This window comes from Lentzea sp. NPDC060358 (assembly GCF_042725365.1).
Taxonomy (GTDB): domain Bacteria; phylum Actinomycetota; class Actinomycetes; order Mycobacteriales; family Pseudonocardiaceae; genus Lentzea.
The window spans coordinates 1-19350 of the sequence record NZ_JBHXCW010000152.1 but is presented as its reverse complement, the minus strand read 5'-3'; the positions used below and the strand labels follow the sequence as shown (position 1 = coordinate 19350).

15 protein-coding genes and 1 tRNA gene are annotated in these 19350 nt (G+C 69.2%); 8 read left to right on the top strand and 8 right to left on the bottom strand.

All coding sequences use genetic code 11. The features are described 5' to 3' along the window. On the bottom strand, positions 1-267 hold a 267-nt coding region (locus tag ACFWGZ_RS27405), incomplete at its 3' end, for a hypothetical protein (protein WP_382454451.1). Between the two features lie 83 nt (positions 268-350). On the opposite strand from ACFWGZ_RS27405, the gene bluB reads away from it, so the two are divergent. From bluB to ACFWGZ_RS27390, 3 genes are all read left to right on the top strand, one after another. After that, complete coding sequence (gene bluB, locus ACFWGZ_RS27400; protein ID WP_382454450.1) at positions 351-977, top strand: 5,6-dimethylbenzimidazole synthase; 627 nt, start codon at positions 351-353, stop codon at positions 975-977. Between the two features lie 9 nt (positions 978-986). Then, the gene (locus ACFWGZ_RS27395) at positions 987-1739 is read left to right on the top strand and encodes a glycosyltransferase (protein WP_382454449.1); all 753 of its coding nucleotides are present in this window, start codon (positions 987-989) and stop codon (positions 1737-1739) included. An 87-nt stretch (positions 1740-1826) separates the two neighbouring features. Next, the gene (locus tag ACFWGZ_RS27390; protein ID WP_382454448.1) at positions 1827-3326 is read left to right on the top strand and encodes a diguanylate cyclase; all 1500 of its coding nucleotides are present in this window, start codon (positions 1827-1829) and stop codon (positions 3324-3326) included. Between the two features lie 6 nt (positions 3327-3332). Here ACFWGZ_RS27390 and ACFWGZ_RS27385 read toward each other — a convergent pair whose 3' ends face one another. Further along, positions 3333-3980: a response regulator transcription factor gene (locus ACFWGZ_RS27385; protein WP_030467690.1), complete on the bottom strand. Its 648-nt coding sequence runs from the start codon at positions 3978-3980 to the stop codon at positions 3333-3335. A 439-nt stretch (positions 3981-4419) separates the two neighbouring features. Here ACFWGZ_RS27385 and ACFWGZ_RS27380 point away from each other — a divergent pair, with 439 nt between their 5' ends. Further along, a complete protein-coding gene (locus tag ACFWGZ_RS27380; protein WP_382454447.1) occupies positions 4420-7620 on the top strand; it encodes a penicillin acylase family protein in 3201 nt (1066 codons plus the stop codon). A gap of 46 nt (positions 7621-7666) precedes the next feature. Here ACFWGZ_RS27380 and ACFWGZ_RS27375 read toward each other — a convergent pair whose 3' ends face one another. The 4 genes from ACFWGZ_RS27375 to ACFWGZ_RS27360 all read right to left on the bottom strand — a co-directional run bounded on the left by ACFWGZ_RS27375 (position 7667) and on the right by ACFWGZ_RS27360 (position 10529). Next, a complete protein-coding gene (locus ACFWGZ_RS27375; protein ID WP_382454446.1) occupies positions 7667-8080 on the bottom strand; it encodes a hypothetical protein in 414 nt (137 codons plus the stop codon). A gap of 8 nt (positions 8081-8088) precedes the next feature. Beyond that, positions 8089-8835 (bottom strand): hypothetical protein, encoded by a 747-nt coding sequence (locus tag ACFWGZ_RS27370; RefSeq protein ID WP_382454445.1) that lies wholly within the window; start codon positions 8833-8835, stop codon positions 8089-8091. Positions 8836-8929: 94 nt separating this feature from the next. Beyond that, entirely contained in the window at positions 8930-9667 is a 738-nt protein-coding gene (locus ACFWGZ_RS27365) for an FkbM family methyltransferase (RefSeq protein ID WP_382454444.1), read from the bottom strand. Positions 9668-9677: 10 nt separating this feature from the next. Continuing rightward, the gene (locus ACFWGZ_RS27360; RefSeq protein ID WP_382454443.1) at positions 9678-10529 is read right to left on the bottom strand and encodes a hypothetical protein; all 852 of its coding nucleotides are present in this window, start codon (positions 10527-10529) and stop codon (positions 9678-9680) included. A gap of 184 nt (positions 10530-10713) precedes the next feature. On the opposite strand from ACFWGZ_RS27360, the gene ACFWGZ_RS27355 reads away from it, so the two are divergent. After that, positions 10714-10789: transfer RNA gene (locus ACFWGZ_RS27355), tRNA-Arg, on the top strand. 69 nt (positions 10790-10858) lie between these two features. Here the strand turns inward: ACFWGZ_RS27355 and ACFWGZ_RS27350 are convergent. After that, entirely contained in the window at positions 10859-11338 is a 480-nt protein-coding gene (locus ACFWGZ_RS27350; RefSeq protein ID WP_382454442.1) for a hypothetical protein, read from the bottom strand. Between the two features lie 139 nt (positions 11339-11477). On the opposite strand from ACFWGZ_RS27350, the gene ACFWGZ_RS27345 reads away from it, so the two are divergent. From ACFWGZ_RS27345 to ACFWGZ_RS27335, 3 genes are all read left to right on the top strand, one after another. After that, complete coding sequence (locus ACFWGZ_RS27345; RefSeq protein WP_382454441.1) at positions 11478-12377, top strand: LCP family protein; 900 nt, start codon at positions 11478-11480, stop codon at positions 12375-12377. A 251-nt stretch (positions 12378-12628) separates the two neighbouring features. Continuing rightward, positions 12629-16441 (top strand): hypothetical protein, encoded by a 3813-nt coding sequence (locus tag ACFWGZ_RS27340; protein WP_382454440.1) that lies wholly within the window; start codon positions 12629-12631, stop codon positions 16439-16441. Positions 16442-16490: 49 nt separating this feature from the next. Continuing rightward, a complete protein-coding gene (locus tag ACFWGZ_RS27335) occupies positions 16491-16988 on the top strand; it encodes a DUF2165 domain-containing protein (protein WP_382454439.1) in 498 nt (165 codons plus the stop codon). Here ACFWGZ_RS27335 and ACFWGZ_RS27330 read toward each other — a convergent pair. Then, the gene (locus ACFWGZ_RS27330; RefSeq protein ID WP_382454438.1) at positions 16963-18882 is read right to left on the bottom strand and encodes a diguanylate cyclase domain-containing protein; all 1920 of its coding nucleotides are present in this window, start codon (positions 18880-18882) and stop codon (positions 16963-16965) included. The genes ACFWGZ_RS27335 and ACFWGZ_RS27330 overlap by 26 nt on opposite strands. Between the last annotated feature and the right edge of the window lie 468 nt (positions 18883-19350).

The following is a 19350-nucleotide window of genomic DNA, read 5'->3' as shown; positions in this document are numbered from 1 at the left end:
GAGCTGCACCAGCAACGCGAGCACCCAGGTCGTGTGTTCGTCGACCGTGAGGTCGCCGCGAACACCGACCAAGAAGGTCGCGTAGAGGCCCCAGCACTGCAGCGCGGCCAGACCGGCGCCGACGATCGTCGTGCGCAGCGACACGACCACGACGACGGCGGCGAGCAGGAGCAGGGCGACCAGCGGCCAGGCACCGGTGAACGCGGTCACGCCGACTCCCGCGCCGAATCCGAGCGCGGAGCCGTAACCGCCTTTCATTCTTCTCATCCGATCGGTGTATCGCTCAGGTGAGATCAGCGCCACCTCCCGGACGCCAAGTTGGTGCTTTCGAGTGAGGCACGATCAGTCGAATGAACCTGTACGAAGTGGTGCACCGCCGCAGGGACACGCGTGCCGAGTTCACCGGCGCGGAAATCGCGCCCGACGTGTTGCGGCGAGTGCTGGCCGCGGCGCACGCGGCACCGAGCGTCGGCCTTTCCCAGCCGTGGGACTTCGTGCTGGTGCGGGATGAATCGATTCGACGTGCGTTCCGCGACCACGTCCACGCCGAGCGCAGCGTGTTCTCCGCCCAGCTCGACGCCGACCGCGCGGAGGCGTTCTCCCGCATCAAGGTCGAGGGCGTCATGGAGTCGTCGCTCGGGATCGTCGTCACCTACGACCCGGACCGCGGCTCGCCCGCGGTGCTCGGCCGGCACGCCATCGCGGACGCGGGCCTGTACTCGGTGTGCCTGGCCATCCAGAACCTGTGGCTCGCGGCCACCGAGGAGGGTCTCGGGGTCGGCTGGGTGAGCTTCTACCGCGAGGAGGTGCTGCGCCGGCTGCTGGGCATCCCCGCCGGGATCCGCCCGGTCGCGTGGCTGTGCGTCGGCCCGGTCCGCTCGCTTCCCGACACGCCTGATCTCGAACGCCACGGGTGGCGCAACCGCATGCCCCTGGAAGACGTTGTTCATTACGACACCTTCGGCCGACGAAACTGAAGACCCGCGATGCGCACCATCTCCGTCGTAACACCCGTCCATCCGCCGCACATGCGTTTCCTGCGGGAGGCGTATGAATCTTTGCGCGCGCAAGAACTTCCACCGGGATGGCGTTGGGAGTGGCTGGTCCAGCACGACGGAGAAGCATCTTCGGAACTGTTCTCGTTTGACGCGCGAGTCAGTTTTTCCTCTTCTCCCCCTTCCGGTCCCGCGGGCGCCAGGAACGTGGCGCTCGCGCGGTCGTCGGGCGAGTTCGTCCGCAACCTGGACGCCGACGACCTGCTCCTCGACGGCGCCCTGACCAGGGACGTCGAGGTGCTGCTGGCCCACCCCGGCGTCGGCTGGGTGACGTCGGCGGCCAGTGATCTCCTTTCCACCGGAGAGGTTGTTCCGTGGGAGTCCCACGATCCCGCGGAAGGCGTTCTCGAACCGGGCCGGCTGCTCGACGCTTTCATCGCCGATGAATGGCGGTTGCCGGTCGTTCCCGGCACGTTGTGCGCCAGGAGAGATCTGCTCCTGGCCCTCGGCGGGTGGATGGCGCTGCCGTCTTCCGAGGACACGGGCCTGTTGATGGCGCTGCAAACGGTGTCGCCCGGGTACTTCGTCGCGACACCCGGCATGCTTTACCGCAAGCACGGCGCGCAGCAAACGTCGGGGCGTGTTCACAACGACCCCGTTGACAAGGAGCTGCGCTACGGAATGATCGTCGATCGAGCCCAGGCGCTGCGCAACCTGTTGGCGCAACCGACTACCCCTCGGTGACGTCCTGCACCACCATCGGTACGGGGCGCGACCATCCCGGTAGCCTGTGCAAGCCGCTCGGCGAGTCGGAACGGAGTCGATGAACGAGTGGAGCAGCGTGATCCGCTGGTAGCGGGCGAGGTGCCGCGGCTGGACCAGGAGGTCCGCGCGTTGCTCAACGCCGGTCGCCTGCCGGAGGCGAACAGTCTTTTCGACGAGGTGGTCACCAAGGTGTCCCCCGGCGTCGACCGCTGGGTCCGTTCGGCCGTGCTGGTCAACAGGGCCATGCTGGCGTGGCGCCTCGGGCGCATCCCGCTCGCCCTGGAACTGGCCGCCGAGGGCTGGACCGAGCTCGACGCCGACCGGTCGGACAGCCCCGCCGTGGCCCAGACGATGGGCTCGCTCGGCTACCTGATGGAGGGCATCGGCAACCGCAGGGCCGCCCTCGACATGTTGCGGCTGTCGGTGCAGGTCGCGCGGCGCGCGGGGCACAGCGACACGCTCGCCCTCTGCCTGCAGCGCCTCGGCGGCTCGCTCAACTTCCGCGCGTGCGCCGGGCATCCCGCCGCCGCGCCCGCGATCTTCGAGGAGGCGCTCGCCTACCTCGACGAGGGCCTGGGCGTCGTCAAGGACGAGCGGAACCGGCGCGCGCTGCTGGGCGCGTACGGGCGCTCGCTCGCCGGCGTCGGCCAGCTCGAGAAGGCCGAGGAGACCGGCGAGGAGACCCTGCGGCTCTCGCGGGACGCCGACGACCTGTGGGGCGTCTCGGTCGGCAACTGGGTCCTCGCCGTCGTGCACCGCGAGCAGGGCATCCTCGACGAGGCGCGCACGTTCGCGGCCCGTGCGGTGACGAACGCCGAACGCATCAACGACACGTCGCTGCTGCTGCGGTTCTCCACGGAGCTCGCGGACATCTGCCACTCGCTCGGCGACTCGGTGGGCGAGGCCGTGGCGTTGCGGCGGTCGATGCAGGCGGCGCGCACGGCCACGGAGACGTTGCAGGAAGGCCTCGGCCAGGCGCTGGAGCAGCGCCGGGTGGCCGTGCAGGCGCAACGGCTCGCGGTGGCGGCGCAGGAGGCGGCGGCGCGCGACCCGTTGACGGGCCTCGCGAACCGGCTCGGGCTCGAACGGGCCGCCCAGGCGCTGCTCGAGTCCACGGCGGCGCGCGGCCGGGTGCCGTGGCTGGTGCTGGTCGACGTCGACTGGTTCAAGAACGTCAACGACGACGCGGGCCACGCGACGGGTGACGCGGCGTTGCGCGAGATCGCGGCGCTGCTGCGGCGCGAGTGCCGGGCGGACGACCTGGTGGCGCGCTGGGCCGGTGACGAGTTCGTGGTGCTGCTGGGCGACACCGGGCCGAACATGGACGTCGGCCCGAACGTGGCGGAGCGGATCCGCGCGGCCGTCGACGGGCACGACTGGACGGTGGTGCTGGGCGCGGTCCGCCGCCCGACGGTGAGCATCGGCGTGGCGGCGGGACCGGCCAAGCTGGACCAGCTGTTCGCGGCCGCGGACATGGCGCTCTACCGCGCCAAGCGCCACGGCCGCAACAGGGTCGAGGTCGAGCCCTCGGTGGACGAGCTCCCCGAGACCGTGTCGGGGAGCTGACGAGCCCTAGGCGATCAGGCCGCCGCGGTAGGCCACCAGCGCGGCCTGCACGCGGTTGACCGCGCCGATCTTGCCGAGCACGGACGAGACGTAGCCCTTCACCGTCGCCTCCGACAGGTGCAGGGTGCCGCCGATCTCCGCGTTGGACATGCCCTGGCCGATCAGCACGAGCACCTCGCGCTCGCGTTCGGACAGGCTCTGGAGGAGCCGTCGCGCCGGCTCCGCCATCCGTTCGCCGTCGGCCACGGCCGCGAGGACCCGTGCCGCGACTCCCGGGTCGAGCACCGCGCCCCCGCGCGCGAGATCGCGCACGGCCTTGACGAGCTGTTCCGGTTCGGTGTCCTTGAGCAGGAAGCCCGCCGCTCCGAGCCGCAGCGCCTCCGAGACGTACTCGTCGACGTCGAACGTGGTCAGGATGCAGACCCTCGGCGGATCGGGCAGCGTCCGCAGCCTCCGCAGTGCGACGAGCCCGTCCGAGGTGCGCATCCGGATGTCGAGCAGGACCACGTGAGGACGGTGCTGGCGTGCCAGGTCGGCTACCAGGTGCCCGTCATCGCACTCGGCGACGACCTCGATGTCCCCGACACTGCTCAGGATCATGCGAAGACCGGAACGGACGAGGTCCTCGTCGTCGGCCAGCAGAACCTTGATCACGACGCCTCCCGCATTGGCGTTCCGCGCTCCCACATGTTCGTGATCTTCGCGTACAACAGCCGAAGGTCACGTTAATTCTCAGTTATCTCATCATGTGGTAACCGATTTTCGAGATCACCGCGGACGTTCACAGTTACCGGAATTGAAGCCCGACTTCACTGCGTAAGCGCTTCACCTGGAGTTGAGCGTGGCTGACGGAACTCAGAGTGACCAAACATCGATATCCCACTTGATGGAATCGCGTACCGAAACACGGATGCACGCCGGGTAATCCGATTCAGAAGTTCTGCCCATCCGTCGTTTTGATCCAGATGATGTTCTAGACCGATACAGCCCTGTCGAGGGCATCCCGCAAACGCGAAGGTCTTTCGCGATAGCGGTACCGGAAAGTAACGTGCGTCACAAGAGCCCTGCCCTGCACGGAGAGGAGCTTCGCGCGATGCGGAGAGCCAATCCGGTGACGTCCCTGCTGGCGATCGCCACCGTCACCGCCTCCCTTCTGATCGTCCCGTCCACCGCCCAGGCCGAGGAACCGCGCGCGGCCGCGTTCGCCGCCGACGACTACTGCCTCGGGCAGTGCGGCGACATCGTGCCGCCCGGCAACAACGGCAACGCGACCCTCGCCGAGATCCTCACCCACAAGGCGTTCGGCACGCGGCCCGCGCACTCGGCCGACCAGCTGGGCAAGTACGACGCCCTGGTCTCCGGCTACGGCGGCCTGACGAACGACCAGCTGACCAGCTTCTTCAACGACGCGTCGTTCGGCGTGCCGTCCGACCAGGTCGAGAGCACGGTCAAGCCGCGCGCGGACGTGACGATCGTGCGCGACAAGAAGATCGGCATGCCGCACATCACCGGCACCACCCGGTCCGGGACGATGTTCGGCGCCGGGTTCGCGGCCGCGCAGGACCGGCTGTGGCTGATGGACCTGTTCCGCCACCTCGGCCGCGGTCAGCTCTCCGGGTTCGCGGGCGGCGCGCCGTCGAACCGCGTGCTGGAGCAGAGCTTCTACAACCAGATCCCCTACACCGAGGCCGACCTGCAGAAGCAGATCGAGACGGCGGCGGCCCGCGGTGGCGCGCGGGGCCGGCAGGCGGTGGCCGACGTCGACGACTACATCGCCGGCATCAACGCCTACGTGACCCAGTCCGTGTCGGCGCGGAACTTCCCCGGCGAGTACGTGCTGACCGGGCACGCCGACGCGATCACGAACTGGAACGACATCCAGCCGTTCAAGGCGACCGACATGGTGGCGATCGCGTCCGTGGTCGGCGGCCTGTTCGGCGCCGGTGGCGGCGGCGAGGTGCAGTCGGCGCTGGTGAAGCTGGCCGCGCAGAACAAGTACGGTGCCACCGCGGGCGAGCAGGTGTGGAAGGCGTTCCGGGCGCAGAACGACCCGGAGGCCGTGCTCACCCTCCACAACGGACAGTCGTTCCCCTACTCGGCCTCCCCCGCGGCGCCGCAGGGCGTGGCGCTGCCCGACTCCGGCAGCACCACCCCGGAGCGGATGGTCTACGACGAGGTGGGCGGAACGGGCGCGGCCGTCTCCGTGGCCGCCCCCGAGGACGTCGCTCGTGCTCGCGGGATCTTCGAGGACGGCGTCCTGCCCGCGGACCTGCTCAACAAGAAGCACGGCATGTCCAACGCGCTGGCGGTCTCCGGCGCGCACACCGACTCCGGCAACCCGATCGCCGTGTGGGGCCCGCAGACCGGGTACTTCGCGCCGCAGCTGCTGATGCTGCAGGAGCTGAACGGCCCCGGTGTGCGGTCGCGCGGCGTCTCGTTCGCCGGTGTCTCGATGTACGTGCAGCTCGGCCGCGGCGTCGACTACTCGTGGAGCGCGACCTCGTCGGCGCAGGACATCATCGACACCTACGCCGTCGAGCTGTGCAACGCCGACGGTTCCCCGGCGACGAAGGCCTCGACGTCGTACGTGTTCCACGGCGCCTGCCTGCCGATGGAACGCCTGGAGCGCAAGAACGCGTGGAAGCCGACCGTCGCCGACGGAACACCGGCGGGTTCGTACACGCTGGTGATGTGGCGGACGAAGTACGGCCTCGTCACGAGCCGTGCGACCGTGGGCGGCAAGGTCGTCGCGTACACGACACTGCGTTCGACGTACATGCACGAGGTCGACTCGATCATCGGGTTCCAGGAGCTCAACGACCCCGGCGCGATCCGGTCGGCCGCCGACTTCCAGCGGGCGGCCGACAAGATCGGGTACGCGTTCAACTGGTTCTACGCCGACTCCCGCGACATCGCGTACTACAACTCGGGCCTGAACCCCGTCCGCCGGTCCACTGTGGATCCGAACCTGCCGACGTGGGGCCGTGCGGAGTACGAGTGGGTGGACTGGAACGGCGACGAGAACACCTCGGCCGTGCTGCCGTTCGCCGGGCACCCGAACTCGATCAACCAGGACTACTACGTCTCGTGGAACAACAAGCAGGCGAAGGACTTCACCTTCGGCGGCTTCGGCCACAGCTCCGTGCACCGCGGTGACCTTTTGGACGTTCGCGTGCGAGCTTTGGTCGCGTCAGGGCAAAAGGTGACGCGCGCGTCGCTGACCCGCGCGATGGCCGAGGCGGCCGTGGCCGACCTGCGCGCCCAGGAGGTGCTGCCGGAACTGCTGCGGGTAGTGGAGTCCGCACCCGTCGACGCGGCGCTGGCGCCGGCCGTGCAGAAGCTGAAGGACTGGCAGCGCTCGGGTTCGTTGCGAAAGGAGACGGCGAGGGGCAGCAAGTCCTACGCACACGCCGACGCGATTCGGATTCTGGATGCCTGGTGGCCGCTGCTCGTGGAGGCGCAGTTCAAAACGTCGCTCGGTGATGGGCTGTACGGCGCGCTGGTGAACGCGGTGCAGGTCGACGAGGCTCCGTCCGACACGCACGGAGCCGCGCCGCACAAGGGTTCCTCGTTCCAGTACGGCTGGTGGGGCTACGTGGACAAGGACCTGCGCCAGGTCCTCGGCGACCAGGTCCAGGGCGCGTTCCCGCAGACCTACTGCGGCGGCGGCACGCTGGCGGGCTGCCGCACGGCGCTGGTGACGTCGCTGCAAACCGCCATCGCCAAGCCGTCCGACCAGGTCTACCCCGGTGACGCCGACTGCGCCGCCGGCGACCAGTGGTGCGCCGACACGATCATCCACCGCGCCATGGGAGGCATCACCCACGACAAGATCCACTGGCAGAACCGCCCGACGTTCCAGCAGGTCGTGCAGTTCCCGTCCCGCCGCGGCCAGAACATCGGCAACCTGGCGACCGCCGGCGTCGCCACCGCGTCGTCGTACGAGAAGGGCTGGAACACCCTTCCGCCGTCGCATGCATTGGACACGAATCCGTCGTCCCGCTGGGCGAGCGACTGGAGCGACACCCAGTGGATCCAGGTGGATCTCGGCTCTGCGCAACGGATCGGTCGCACTGTGTTGCGCTGGGAGTCGTCGTACGGCAGCGGGTACCGCATCGAGCTTTCCAATGACGGAACGAACTGGCGCAACGTTTTCAGCACAAGCGCTGGCGATGGTGGCGACGATGTCGTAGCGTTCACGCCACAGGAAGCGAGATACCTCCGGATGACGGGTACCCAGCGGGCCACCCGGTACGGATACTCCCTGTACGAGCTTGAGGTCTACAGCTTGTAGGCCTTCGAGATGAGGACGCCGATCCACCCCCAGGGGTCGGCGTCCTCTACTTCTTCCGGGCTCGCTCCTCCAGCTGCGCCAGGTGTTCCACATCTCGCGGCCGCCCCAGCATCATCTTCGTAGCCCTGATGACATCGAGCCGCACGAACCTGACACCATGCAGGACATCAGCGTCATCGATGAGTTCGTCGACGTCCCAGCGGTCAGCGAACCACCGGTCGACGAACTCCAATCGTCCGATCACGACTTGTTCGCCGTCCGTCAGCGGCATCGGTTGGGGTGCCGCAAGCTGTGTGACTCGTTGCCATGCGAGACCGCGGCTCAGCACGTCGAGATCGTGCGGGTCGTCGATCAGCCCGTGTGCGAACAGCACTCCGCTCCCCGTCACGGCGAAGTCGCCGGCCGGAAGGTTGAGCGCCGCGAGCTCCCGGAAGTACCGATGTTCCCAGAACTTGTTCATGGTCCCCCTCAGAGCGGGGACAGTCCCAGCCCGATCCGCACCACAACCGCTACCACGGTCGCGAGTACAACGCTGGTCAAGGTACCAATCAAGTAGTACTCCGTGAGCACGTGACGATCCTGGCTCCCGTCACCGAGGCGGAACAACGCCTTGATCGTAATGCCCAGCGCGGCGGCATCGGCCTGCCCACCCGCGATGAGCACGAAGACAAGCGCACGCTCCAACCACCCGATGTGCAGGCTCGTGGGCTGCAGGGCAGCCACGTCGACCCTTTCCACGGTGAGCGCGGCCATGGTGGGCCTGAGCACGACTCTGATCAAGTCGTCACTCAGGAAGACGGCCGCGATCAGGCCGGACAGCACGACAGACCACCGGTGGTCGCGGATCGCCCCGGACAGCAAATCGATCGCGTGCGTCCCACGGCTGCTGATCAGCACGACGAGCAACGTGGCAACGAGCACGACGAGCACGGTCAACGGCCACCACTGCGCTCTGATCCGCTGCAGCACCACCCTGACCGGCGCACGAGGCTTCACCGAGACCGGTTGTTCCCCGGCGCGACGTCCCAGTGCCACGAGGACCACCGTTGCCGCGCCGGCCGACAACCACGACACCACGGCCGCGACGCCGTCCAACACCGGAAACACCACGTATGCGCCGTAGCTCAGCGACATCGCGACGCACAGCCAAAGCCGCGAGCCGCGCCGGCTCAACGTGACCGGCAACATTACGGCAACAAGCAGTCCGAGGCTCAAGCGAGCGAACTCCACACCATCCTGCATGCCGACTCAACGCGAGGTGGGTTCGAGTTGTGCAGCGAACCGCCCATCTTCGCCCGACTGGCGCAGCCTAGGCCTTGAACAGGTAGTTCCTGACCTCGTCCCCGATGGCGCGCGTCGGCACCCATTCCCCGCCGTGCCAGGTGAACATCCGGTACCCGCGCTCGGTCAGGAAGTCCGCGACGTCCTCGGCGTGGTACCCGAAGCGCTCGACGTGGCGTTCCTCGATCTCCAGCAGGAACGCGGGCTTGAGCCGTTCGATGGTCCCCTTGGCGCCCTCGAGCACCCGCAGCTCGGCCCCCTCGACGTCGGCCTTGACGAAGTCGAGCCGCGCGATCCGGTTCTCCTCGACGAAGTGGTCCAGCGTGTCCGTCCTGACCACGACGTCGAGGTGCTGGTCGAACTCCTCGTTGGACCCGAGCCCGTCCGCCCCGGCCGTGAGGAACGACCGCCCGGTGACGGGATTCCCGTGCCGCACCGGAACGCTCATGACCTCCCGCCCCGACTCCTCGGCGCCGAGCGCCACGGAGTGCCGGCGGATGTTGCGCCCCTCGCGGGGCCGCAGCAGGTACGAGAGCGTCGGGTGCGCGAACACCAGCGGCTCGACGCTGTGCACAGTCCCTTGTGGACCAACGAGCCGGGACAGCGTCACCGTGTAGAGCCCGAGAGCGGCCCCCACGTCGATGCACACGTCCCCCGGCTTGACGACCTTTCCGAGCCCGAGGAGCTCAGCCTCGGCATAGGGCGTGAGCCGGGCGAGCGTCCTCAGCCCGGCGACCACCGCGGCACTGCGAAGTTCGGTCAACACCCGAGCCAGCCTAGACGTGTCCGTTCGTGTGCTGCCCGTTCACGTGCGGTTCGCCGGCCGGCAGCCCCACCTGGTCCGCGAACTCGGCCGCCACCCGCGACCCGCCGAACACGCCGAGCGCCTTGGCCAGGTGCTGCCGCAGGTCGGCCCGGTGCGCGTCCCCGAGCTCGGGCATGGCCCGCTCGACACTGCTGACGAGCGACTCGGCCCAGTGCGTCGAAGGCTGCCGCTGAGCGATCTGCACCAGCTCGGCCAGGTGGCTGGACAGCTTCACGGCCTCCTCGACCTGGTACCCGTTGCGCTGCAACCACCAGATCGTGGCGGTACCGACGTCCGTCAGCACCTCGTCGCGCAGGTAGCGGATCTCGGCCCGTTCGACGTCCCGCTCGGCGAGCTTGAACGTGGAGTTCCGCAGGAGCTCGATGTGCTTGCGGGCCATCTCGAGGTCGTCGTCCTGAACGCCGACCTTGACGTTCTCGGCGCGAGCCCAGATGTGCGTGCCGGGCACCTGCCGTTCCACGGCCAGCTCGTCCCCCAACTGCACCTGCAGAGCAGCGTGGTGGACCAGCATGGCCTTGCCGCTGATCTCCTTGGCCCGCTGCAACACGTGGTGGATGGCAGCGCTCTTGGGCGAGTTGTGCCGCAAGCCGGTGGCGAGATCGAGCCGCCACACGACCGTCATCGTGAGCTGGAAGTCCAGCCCGTACACCGCACTGACCAACGGCGTGGCGAACTCCTGCTGGTGACTGCTCGACGGCGGGACGAACGTGAAGTCGTCAGCGCCCCTGGGCACCCGCCGCCGCCACCAGGCCTTGACGGCACCCACGGGACCAGGACGGAAGTCGGGCCACGGTCTGCTCACGACCCCTGCGTACCTGACGTTTCTTCACAACTGAAGGTGCTCTCGCTCACTTCCCTCCAACGGCGGCACGCATCTCGTTCGGTCCCTCACGGTGCGTGAGCGCGCCTGCTGCCAGTGAGCTTCGTGTGCTTGGTGGGGGCGCTGGTCAACTCCGTGGCGGCACCCCGCTAGACTGCTGTCGCCAGCCCTAGTAGCTCAGGGGATAGAGCATCGGTTTCCTAAACCGTGTGTCGCAGGTTCGAATCCTGCCTGGGGCACCACCTTTCGCCGGGTGAAATCAAGCTCTGACCAGCGGCAACGCGGTCGGAGCTTGATCTTTACCAGCCACGTCACAGACCAGCGCGCACGTGCCTGATGTACGGCTCATAAGCCGAAAGGTCGCGTGAAGGCTCATAAGTGCTCAGGTAGTAGTAGTCAGCCACGATGTTGGCCTGCTGCTCGCTGTTGAAGTCCCCGAACGACCGACCGCGCAGCCCCTCCACCCCGCCGTAGTCGTAGATCCCCTTCCGGAAGAACCCGGCGACTGCGGTGGGCAGCAGGCTGAGAACGCTCCGCCCGTGCTGGTACTGGTAGGCGTGCGTCAACTCGTGCACCAGCCAGCGCTCGAACCGGGCCTGGTGCTGGGGCGTCGTGAGGACGCCGCGCGGGAAGGTGACGACCCGCGGCAACGTGCGGGCCACGCCGAAGCTGCCCAGCAGACCGCCCTCGGCCAGGCGCAGGGCGGAGATGTCCAGGGCGTCGCCGAAGACCTGCCGGGCGATCTCGGCTTCGCGCGACTCCAGGTTGCGGCGGAACGCTGCTCGGAACACGACGGCGGCTCCCGGTTCGCGAAGGACGACGAGTTAAGGATCGCTGAGCGAGGCCAGCAGCGCCAGACCCGGAGGCTGTTGCACAACCCTGACAAGGCGCCTACGCGATCCGGACAAACGACCGGGACCGTTGGGTGGTGTGAGCGTCCACTTGAAACGATGGCTCGGGGTCTCGGGGGCCGCTGTCGTCATCGCCGCGGGCGTGGTGGCCGGGGGTTCGTACTGGCGGCTCGAGAGCAATCTCAAGACCGTCGATCTCGCCGAGGAGATCACCCACCCCAGGCCTCCCGCGACGCCTGGCCGGCCCCTCAACATCCTGCTGCTCGGCAAGGACGACGGGCGGTCCGACACCGCCATGGTCGTCCAGCTCAACTCCGCGGGCGACCAGGCACGGGTGGTGAGCATCCCGCGCGACACCATGGTGCCGCGGCCTCAGTGCGGGGGTGAGCCGCCCGCGGCGATCGCGATGTTCAACAGCGCGTTCAGCACCGGTGGGGCGGCGTGCTCGGTGGCGACGGTCGAGTTGATGAGCGGTGTTCGGATCGATCATTTCGTGCAGATCGACTTCAACGGTTTCCGCGACGTCATCGACCGGCTCGGGGGTGTCGGCATCGTTTTACCCGAGGCGATCGACGACGAGAAGAGCGGGCTGCACGTGCCGGCCGGGCCGTCCACACTCGATGGAGCGCAGGCGCTCGGATTCGTCCGGACGCGGTACAGCATCGGTGACGGGAGCGACCTCAACCGCATCGTGAACCAGCAGTTGTTCATGCGGGCGCTGAGCGAGAAGATCTCCGACGAGAACTGGCTCGGCAGTCCGCAGAAAACGCTGGAACTCGCCGACGTGCTCACGAAGTCCATCGTGACCGACACCGGGATCGGGTCCATTCCGAAATTGGCGGATCTCGCGGGGAAGCTCACCGCGTTGAAACCGGACGCCATCACCTACGTGACGTTGCCGACCGAGGTCTACCCGCCCGACCCGAACCGGGTCCAGCCCCGGCAGCCCGAGGCGGACGCGCTGTGGAGGAGCGCCTGAGCTAGCAGGCCGCGCCCTGCCACTCGCTCGGCCGAGGCCACGGCTGAGGAGACCCCCAGCGCTCCTCAGCCGCGGACACGATTCCCCAGTTGGCCACTACCACTGCGACGGTCTCCCGTTCTCGTGATGGACGTGGAGTCGAGGTTGTCAGACCACCTCGTTAGGGTGGGGTGCTGACGGCCTGTCCGGTGTGCGCGTCGCAGCTCAGGCGGGCGGTCCTCGTTTTCCGGTCCGGACGAGGTGGAGGCGGCTTGGGACCCCGTGGCGTCTTCGCGGAGCGCTTCGCGCTGCTCTACGCGGAGGCTGGCGACCCGCCGCTGAAGCGGGTCACGGAGTCGGTGACGCGTGCCCGCCGGACGGACGACCAGGGGCGGCCGGTCCGGGTACCGGCGCAGCGGGTGAGCGACTGGCGGCGCGGGCGCAACGTGCCCGCGCGGTTCAGCGGGCTCAGCGCCGTGCTCGAGATCCTCGTCGGCGAGGCACGCAAGCGGAAACCCCAGCCGGCGATCGACGGGCTTTACGAAATCGACTCGTGGCGCGCGTTGTGGGAAGAGGCGCTGGCCAGTCCCGTCACCGACGCGGAAACGCCGCCGCAGGAAGACAGCGCCGTTTGCCCCTACATGGGGTTGAGCGCGTTCGGGCCGCAGGACGCGAATTGGTTTTTCGGGCGGGAAAGGGCGACGAACGCGCTTCTCGAGCGGTTGGCCGGAAACGGGATCACGATGCTCGTCGGTGCTTCCGGCGCCGGGAAGTCGAGTCTCATGAAAGCGGGCGTTCTCCCCCGTCTCGGCAAAGAAGTCGTCATTCTCTCCCCCGGTACGGATCCGCTCAAGGAACTCGCGCTCCAGGTGCCGGAACTGATTCCCACGCTGGAGGCGGCGGCCGGGTGCGAGGTGTTCACGGAGTTCGCGCGCGACGTGCGGATCGCGGTCGGCGACCGGGTGGTGATCGTCGACCAGTTCGAGGAGGCGTTCACGCTCGGCGGCGACGAGAACCGGCTGCGGATCTTCGTGCACGCGCTGCACGCGGCGGCGGAGACGACCTCGGTCGTGCTGGGCGTGCGGGCCGACTTCTACGCGCGCTGCCTCGACTTCCCCGAGCTCGCCGAGGCGCTGCAGAACCGGCAGATGGTGCTCGGCGCGATGTCGGCCGCCGAGGTGCGCGACGCCGTCGCGAACCCGGCCAAGGCCGCGGGCCTGCAGCTCGAACCGGGGCTCGTCGACCTCATGCTGCGCGACCTGGGCGCGCACAACCGCCGCGGCAAGGACGCCTACGACGCGGGTGCGTTGCCGCTGCTCAGCCACGCCCTGCTGGTCACCTGGCAACGCCGGCAGGCCGGCCGGCTCACGATCTCCGGCTACCGGGCGGCGGGCGGCATCCAGGGCGCCGTCGCCGCCACGGCCGAACGGGCCTGGTCCGACCTCGACGAACCGGCGAGGGCCGCCGCGCGGCAGTTGCTGCTGCGCCTGGTCAGGGTCGGCGACGACACCCAGGACACCCGCCGCCGGTCGAGCCGCCACAGCCTGCTGGAGGCCAGTACCAACCTCGCCGCCACCGAACGCGCTCTCGAGGTCCTCACGCAGGCCCGGCTGATCACGCTCGACGCCGCCTCGGTGGAGATCACGCACGAGGCGCTGCTGCACGCGTGGCCCCGGTTGCGCGGCTGGATCGACGAGGACCGCGCGGGCAACCTCATCCGGCAGCGGCTCGAGGAGGACGCGGCCACGTGGTCCACGCAGGACCGCGACTCGTCGTTGCTCTACCGCGGCGCACGGCTCGAGGGCGCGCGGCAGCAGCAGGACGTCACCGCGGTGGCGAAGGAGTTCGTGCGCACGTCCGAACGCCAGCACCGCAAGAGCGTCTGGCTGCGCCGGTCGGCCGTCGTGCTCGTGGCGGTGTTCGCGTTGATCGCGGCCGGCGCCGCGGTGATGGCCGTGCAGCAGCGCAACGACGCCCGGTTCCGGCAGGTCGTCGCGGAGGCCGACCGCGTCTCGGCGTCCGACCCGTCGCTGTCGGCCCAGCTCTGGCTCGTCGCGCACCGGATGCGCCCGGACGACCAGGCCGTGAACGCCAAGCTGCTCGACACCCAGCAGGTCCCGCTCGCCGTGCCGCTCGCCGGGCACACGGGGGCGGTCTACCTCACGACGTTCAGCCCGGACGGCACGCTCCTCGCCACCGCGAGCTACGACCGCACCGCACGGCTGTGGAACGTCGAGGACCGCGGCAACCCCAGGCAGGTCGCCGTCCTCACCGGCCACACCGACTGGCTGAGCTCGGCCGTCTTCAGCCCGGACGGCCGCACGCTCGCCACCACCGGCCAGGATGCGACGATCCGGCTCTGGGACGTCACGAAGCCCGACTCGCCCACGCCGCTCAAGACCATCGAGACCGGCAACGGCCCCACCTACCTGCTCGAGTTCAGCCCGGACGGCACGCTGCTCGCGGCGGCGAACGAGGACAGGTCCGCGCGCCTGTGGGACGTGCGCGACCCGGCGAACACCAATCCGGTGGGCGACCCGCTGCGCGGCCACACCGCCGCGGTCCGCTCGCTCGCGTTCAACCCGGACGGCACAACCCTCGCCACGACCGGCGACGACCAGACCGTGCGGCTGTGGGACGTCGCCACGCGGACCGCGATCGGCAAGCCGATGACCGGGCACACCCTCGGCATCCACACCGTGGCGTTCAGCGGGGACGGGACGCTGCTCGCGAGCGGTGGCGACGACAAGACCGTGCGGCTGTGGGACCCGCGGACGCAGGACCCGGTCGGCCAGCCGCTGGCGGCCCACACGGGGTCGGTGTGGTCGGTGAAGTTCAGCCCGGACGGCCGCGTGCTCGCCTCCGGGTCCTCCGACACGACCGTGCGGCTGTGGAACCTGGCCGACCCGGCTTCGCCCAGCACGCTCGGCAAGCCCCTCTCCGCGCCGGGCAGCACCCTGTTCGCGATCGGGTTCAGCCCCGACGGCGGCGCGCTCGCGACGGGCGCGCAGGAGAACGCCGTGCACCTGTGGTCGCTGCCGCGGTCGATGCTGCTCGGTCACACCTCGCACGTGCCGGTGCCGGCCTTCCGCGGCGACGGCCGGGTGATCGCGACCGGGTCCGGCGACAAGACCGTGCGGCTGTGGGACGTCGCCGACCCGCACCACCCCCGGCAGCTCGGCCCGCCGCTGACCGGCCACGACCGCACGGTGAGCCCGCCGGTGTTCCGCCCGGACGGCAAGGTGCTCGCGACGGCGGGCGGCGACCAGACCGTGCGCCTGTGGGACGTCGCCGACCCCGTGCACGCCAAGCAGCTCGGCGAACCGATCGTCCTGCCGAACCGGTTCTCCGCGCAGGTCGCGTTCCGCCCGGACGGCGAGGTGCTGCTGACCAACGACACCGACGAGTCGGTCCGGCTGTGGGACGTGCGCGACCCGGCGCGGCCCGTGCCGCTCGGCGACCCGATGACCGGCCACGACGGCTACGTCAACGAGGCGGTGTTCAGCCCGGACGGCCGCACGGTCGCCACCGCGAGCAGCGACCGGACCGTGCGACTGTGGGACGTGAGCGATCCGGGAAACCCGCGTCAGCTGGGCGCGCCGATCGAGGACCCCCAGGTCGTGCTGCAGGCGATCTTCACCGCCGACGGCGGGACGCTGGTCACGTCCGGGCAGAACAAGGTGATCCGGCTCTTCGACGTGCGCGACCGCGAGCACCCGGTGCAGATCAGCGAACTGCACGGGCACACCGGCACCGTCAGCTCGGTGTCGATCAGCGCGGACGGCGGGCTGCTCGCGAGCAGCAGCGCCGACCGGACGTTCCGGCTGTGGGACATCACGAACCCCGCCGCCCCGTCCTACCTGGGCCAGCAGCTCACCGGCGACTGGGCCGCGGAGCCGCTCGTCCAGTTCTCACCGCGCGGCAGGCTGCTCGCGACCGGCAACGCCGACGGCGTGGTGCTGCTCTGGGACCTCGACGTCGAGCACGAGATCACCCGGATCTGCACGACGACACGGGGTGCGCTCACCCCGGCGCTGTGGGCGGAACGCCTGCCACAGCTGGAGTTCCGGGATCCCTGCGGCTGATCGGCGGAACCCGCGAACGGGCCGCACCTCATCGGTTACTGTCCGCGCCATGCGTCTTCTTGCTCGGGTCGGCAGCTTACGCGCGGTCGTCGCGGTGACCGTGGGGTTCATCGCGCTCAACATGCTTCTCGTGGTGCTCGGGAACGTCACGGACTACAGCACCAACGAGGCGTTCGTGCAGCACGTCCTCGCCATGGACACCACGTTCGGCGAGGGCCTGAAGTGGCGGGCCATCACCAGTCCCGCCGTCGTCACCGCCGTCTACGTCGTGATCATCGTGTGGGAGGCGATCGCCGCGGTCCTGCTGACCGCGGGCACCGTCGCCTACGTCCGCGACCGGGAGGACAGCGCGCGCAGGCTCGCGTCCACCGGCCTGCTGATGGTGGTGGCGCTGTTCCTCGGCGGCTTCATCACGATCGGCGGCGAATGGTTCGCGATGTGGCAGTCGAAGGACTGGAACGGCATCACCGCCGCCCTGCGGATGGTGACCATCGCGGGCTTCGCGCTGGTGCTGGTGCACCTCACCCCGCGACGGGCCACTCCGTAGTCGGCTCCACGCAGAACACCGGCCCGACCCCGGCGTCGGCGCCGAGCTCAGTCCACCAGTCACGTTGCTCAGCGTCCTCGACCGCGTCGACGACCACGATGCCCCCGGCCTCGTGCACGAACCCGACGAGGTCGCTGAGCACGTGCGACACCAGCCCGTCCGGCTTCTGCGAGCGCCCCTTCACCCGCACGGCCCTCACACCGAGAGAGCGCACCAGCTCGATCTCCGCCGTGGAACCGGAGAAGTCGCGCGCACCGATGTGGATTCCCATGTCCGACAACACGTCGAGGTTGTCGGCGGCCTCGCTCTCCTCGTCGGCGAGCACGTGCACGGGGAAGCCGAGCAGCAGCCGCGACGCGTGCAACCCGGTGTCCGCCAACACCCTCCGCACGTCCCGGACGAGGTCGGGGCTCTTCGCCATGCTCTCGGTGAGGCACACCGCGAGCATCTCCTCGTACCGGCAGGCGGTCTCCGCGGCGCGACGTAACATCCACTCGCCGAGCGGCAGCATCAGCCCGGTGTGCTCGGCCATCGAGGCGCACTTCTCGTGCTCGATCAGCCCGGCGTCGCGGTGGCGCCAGTTGAGCTCGGCCTCGACGCACACCCGCCCGGACCCGTCGAGCATCATGACGGGGTTGAACACGACCTCGATCTCGCCGTTCTCCCACGCACCGGGCATGACGGCGGCGAGCGCGAACTGGTCCTGCTCCTTCTTGTCCTGCATGGCGTCGTGCAGCCCCCACTGCCGCCGCCCGCTGCGCTTGGCCCGCCGCAACGTCATGTCCGACGCCCGCAGCACCTCGGCCGGCCGGTCGCCGCAGTGCAACCGCGGCAGCACCCCGATGGTCGCCGACACGGCGACCCCGTGCTCGCCGAAGTAGACGGGCTCGGCCAGTTCGTGCTCGATCATCCGGATCGTCGTGTCGACGTCCGGCGTGTCCGGCCCGTTCTCCACGAGCACGGCGAACTCGTCGCCCTCCAGGCGCGCGACCATCGCCTTCTCGGTGGAGAACACCGCGCTCAACCGCTCGGCGACGAGCCGCAGCACCTTGTCACCGACCTCCCGCCCGAGCCCGTCCGTGATCACCGCGAACGCGTCGAGGTCGAGGTGGTAGAGCGTGACCCCGTGCTCGATGTCGCTGTGCAGCAACGACTCCAGCCGGGTCGTGAGGTACTGCCGGTTGGGCAGCCCGGTCAACGCGTCGTGCAACGACTGGTACTGCAACCGCCCGCCGAGCAGCGTGAGCTGGCTGTCGTCGTCGATCATCAGCACGTAGTGCCGGGGGTTGTCGTCGGTGTCCTTCTGCATGGTGGCCGCGAGCAGCACGCGGAAGTGCTCGCCGTCCCGGTCGATCAGCCGGGGCCGCTCCTCGATCCGCCGCATCCGCCCGTACCGCAGACTGGCGAGGGCGTCGTTGACCAGCGGCAGGTCGGCGGGCGCGATCAGGTCGGTGAGCGTCATCCCGGCAACGTCCTCGCGCCGCAGGATCGTGCACAACGCCTCGTTGGCCCGCTCCAACGCCCCGTCGAGCCCGACCATCGCGATCCCGGTCGACGAGTGCGTGAAGATGTCCTCGAACCGCTCCTCGCTGGCCTGGAGATCGAGCTGCACAGCCCGGTTGGCCCGCAACAAGGCCTGGCTGACACTCTCCTGCTGCTCCAGCACGAACGCCTGGATGGCCGCCGTGTACGCGGCAGACACAGCCCCGATGACATGGGCGGTCGTGCGCGCGTCGGCCCCCTCCTGCACGACGAACTCGGCCAGCACCTCGACAGACCGGCTGAGACTCTCGGCGCCGACGCAGTGGATCTCCACCAACCGGGTGCCGACCACAGCCGCGAGAGCGGGGTCCTCGGCAACCGCCTCGGCCACGACGTTCAGCAGTTCGTGCAACTCTTCAGTGAGTTTGGCGGCAGACAGCGGAATGTAGGAAGTGCGGCCAACCTGGACAGCCCAGTCGCGCGCCAGCTCGTCACGACCCTTGGGGCGTGACGGTCTCACGTCGTCCTGGCTCGGCAAATCGATCCACCTGACCTGCTCGGCGAACAACGGTGCGGAAGCCTACCGCCAGCAAACCACACCGTCCCAATGCGCGGGGGTGTTCCCCCCATCGGGTGCACGGAAATCTCTGAGGGTCACAACCTTTACTCGCTCGATCGGAGCAATTCGCCCCAGAAAAGGTGCAACACACCGCCCCTCTTTCGGGGGACAGGAGAAATGGATCACACAGTCGCGCACGACGAGCGACGCGAAGCCGAAGGCGAGCAGTCCGAACACCCGCACCAGCAAGGGGGCCAGGCGGTGGGGCCCCGTCACGAGTCGCGCCTCAGCTCTTGCTGCACGCGAGGAGGGGTGTCAAGC

Coding starts and splice junctions, on each gene's coding strand:
- bluB (WP_382454450.1), top strand. CDS start 351: ATGAACCTGTACGAAGTGGTGCACCGCCGCAGGGACACGCGTGCCGAG.
- ACFWGZ_RS27395 (WP_382454449.1), top strand. CDS start 987: ATGCGCACCATCTCCGTCGTAACACCCGTCCATCCGCCGCACATGCGT.
- ACFWGZ_RS27380 (WP_382454447.1), top strand. CDS start 4,420: ATGCGGAGAGCCAATCCGGTGACGTCCCTGCTGGCGATCGCCACCGTC.
- ACFWGZ_RS27375 (WP_382454446.1), bottom strand. CDS start 8,080: ATGAACAAGTTCTGGGAACATCGGTACTTCCGGGAGCTCGCGGCGCTC.
- ACFWGZ_RS27335 (WP_382454439.1), top strand. CDS start 16,491: ATGCGTCTTCTTGCTCGGGTCGGCAGCTTACGCGCGGTCGTCGCGGTG.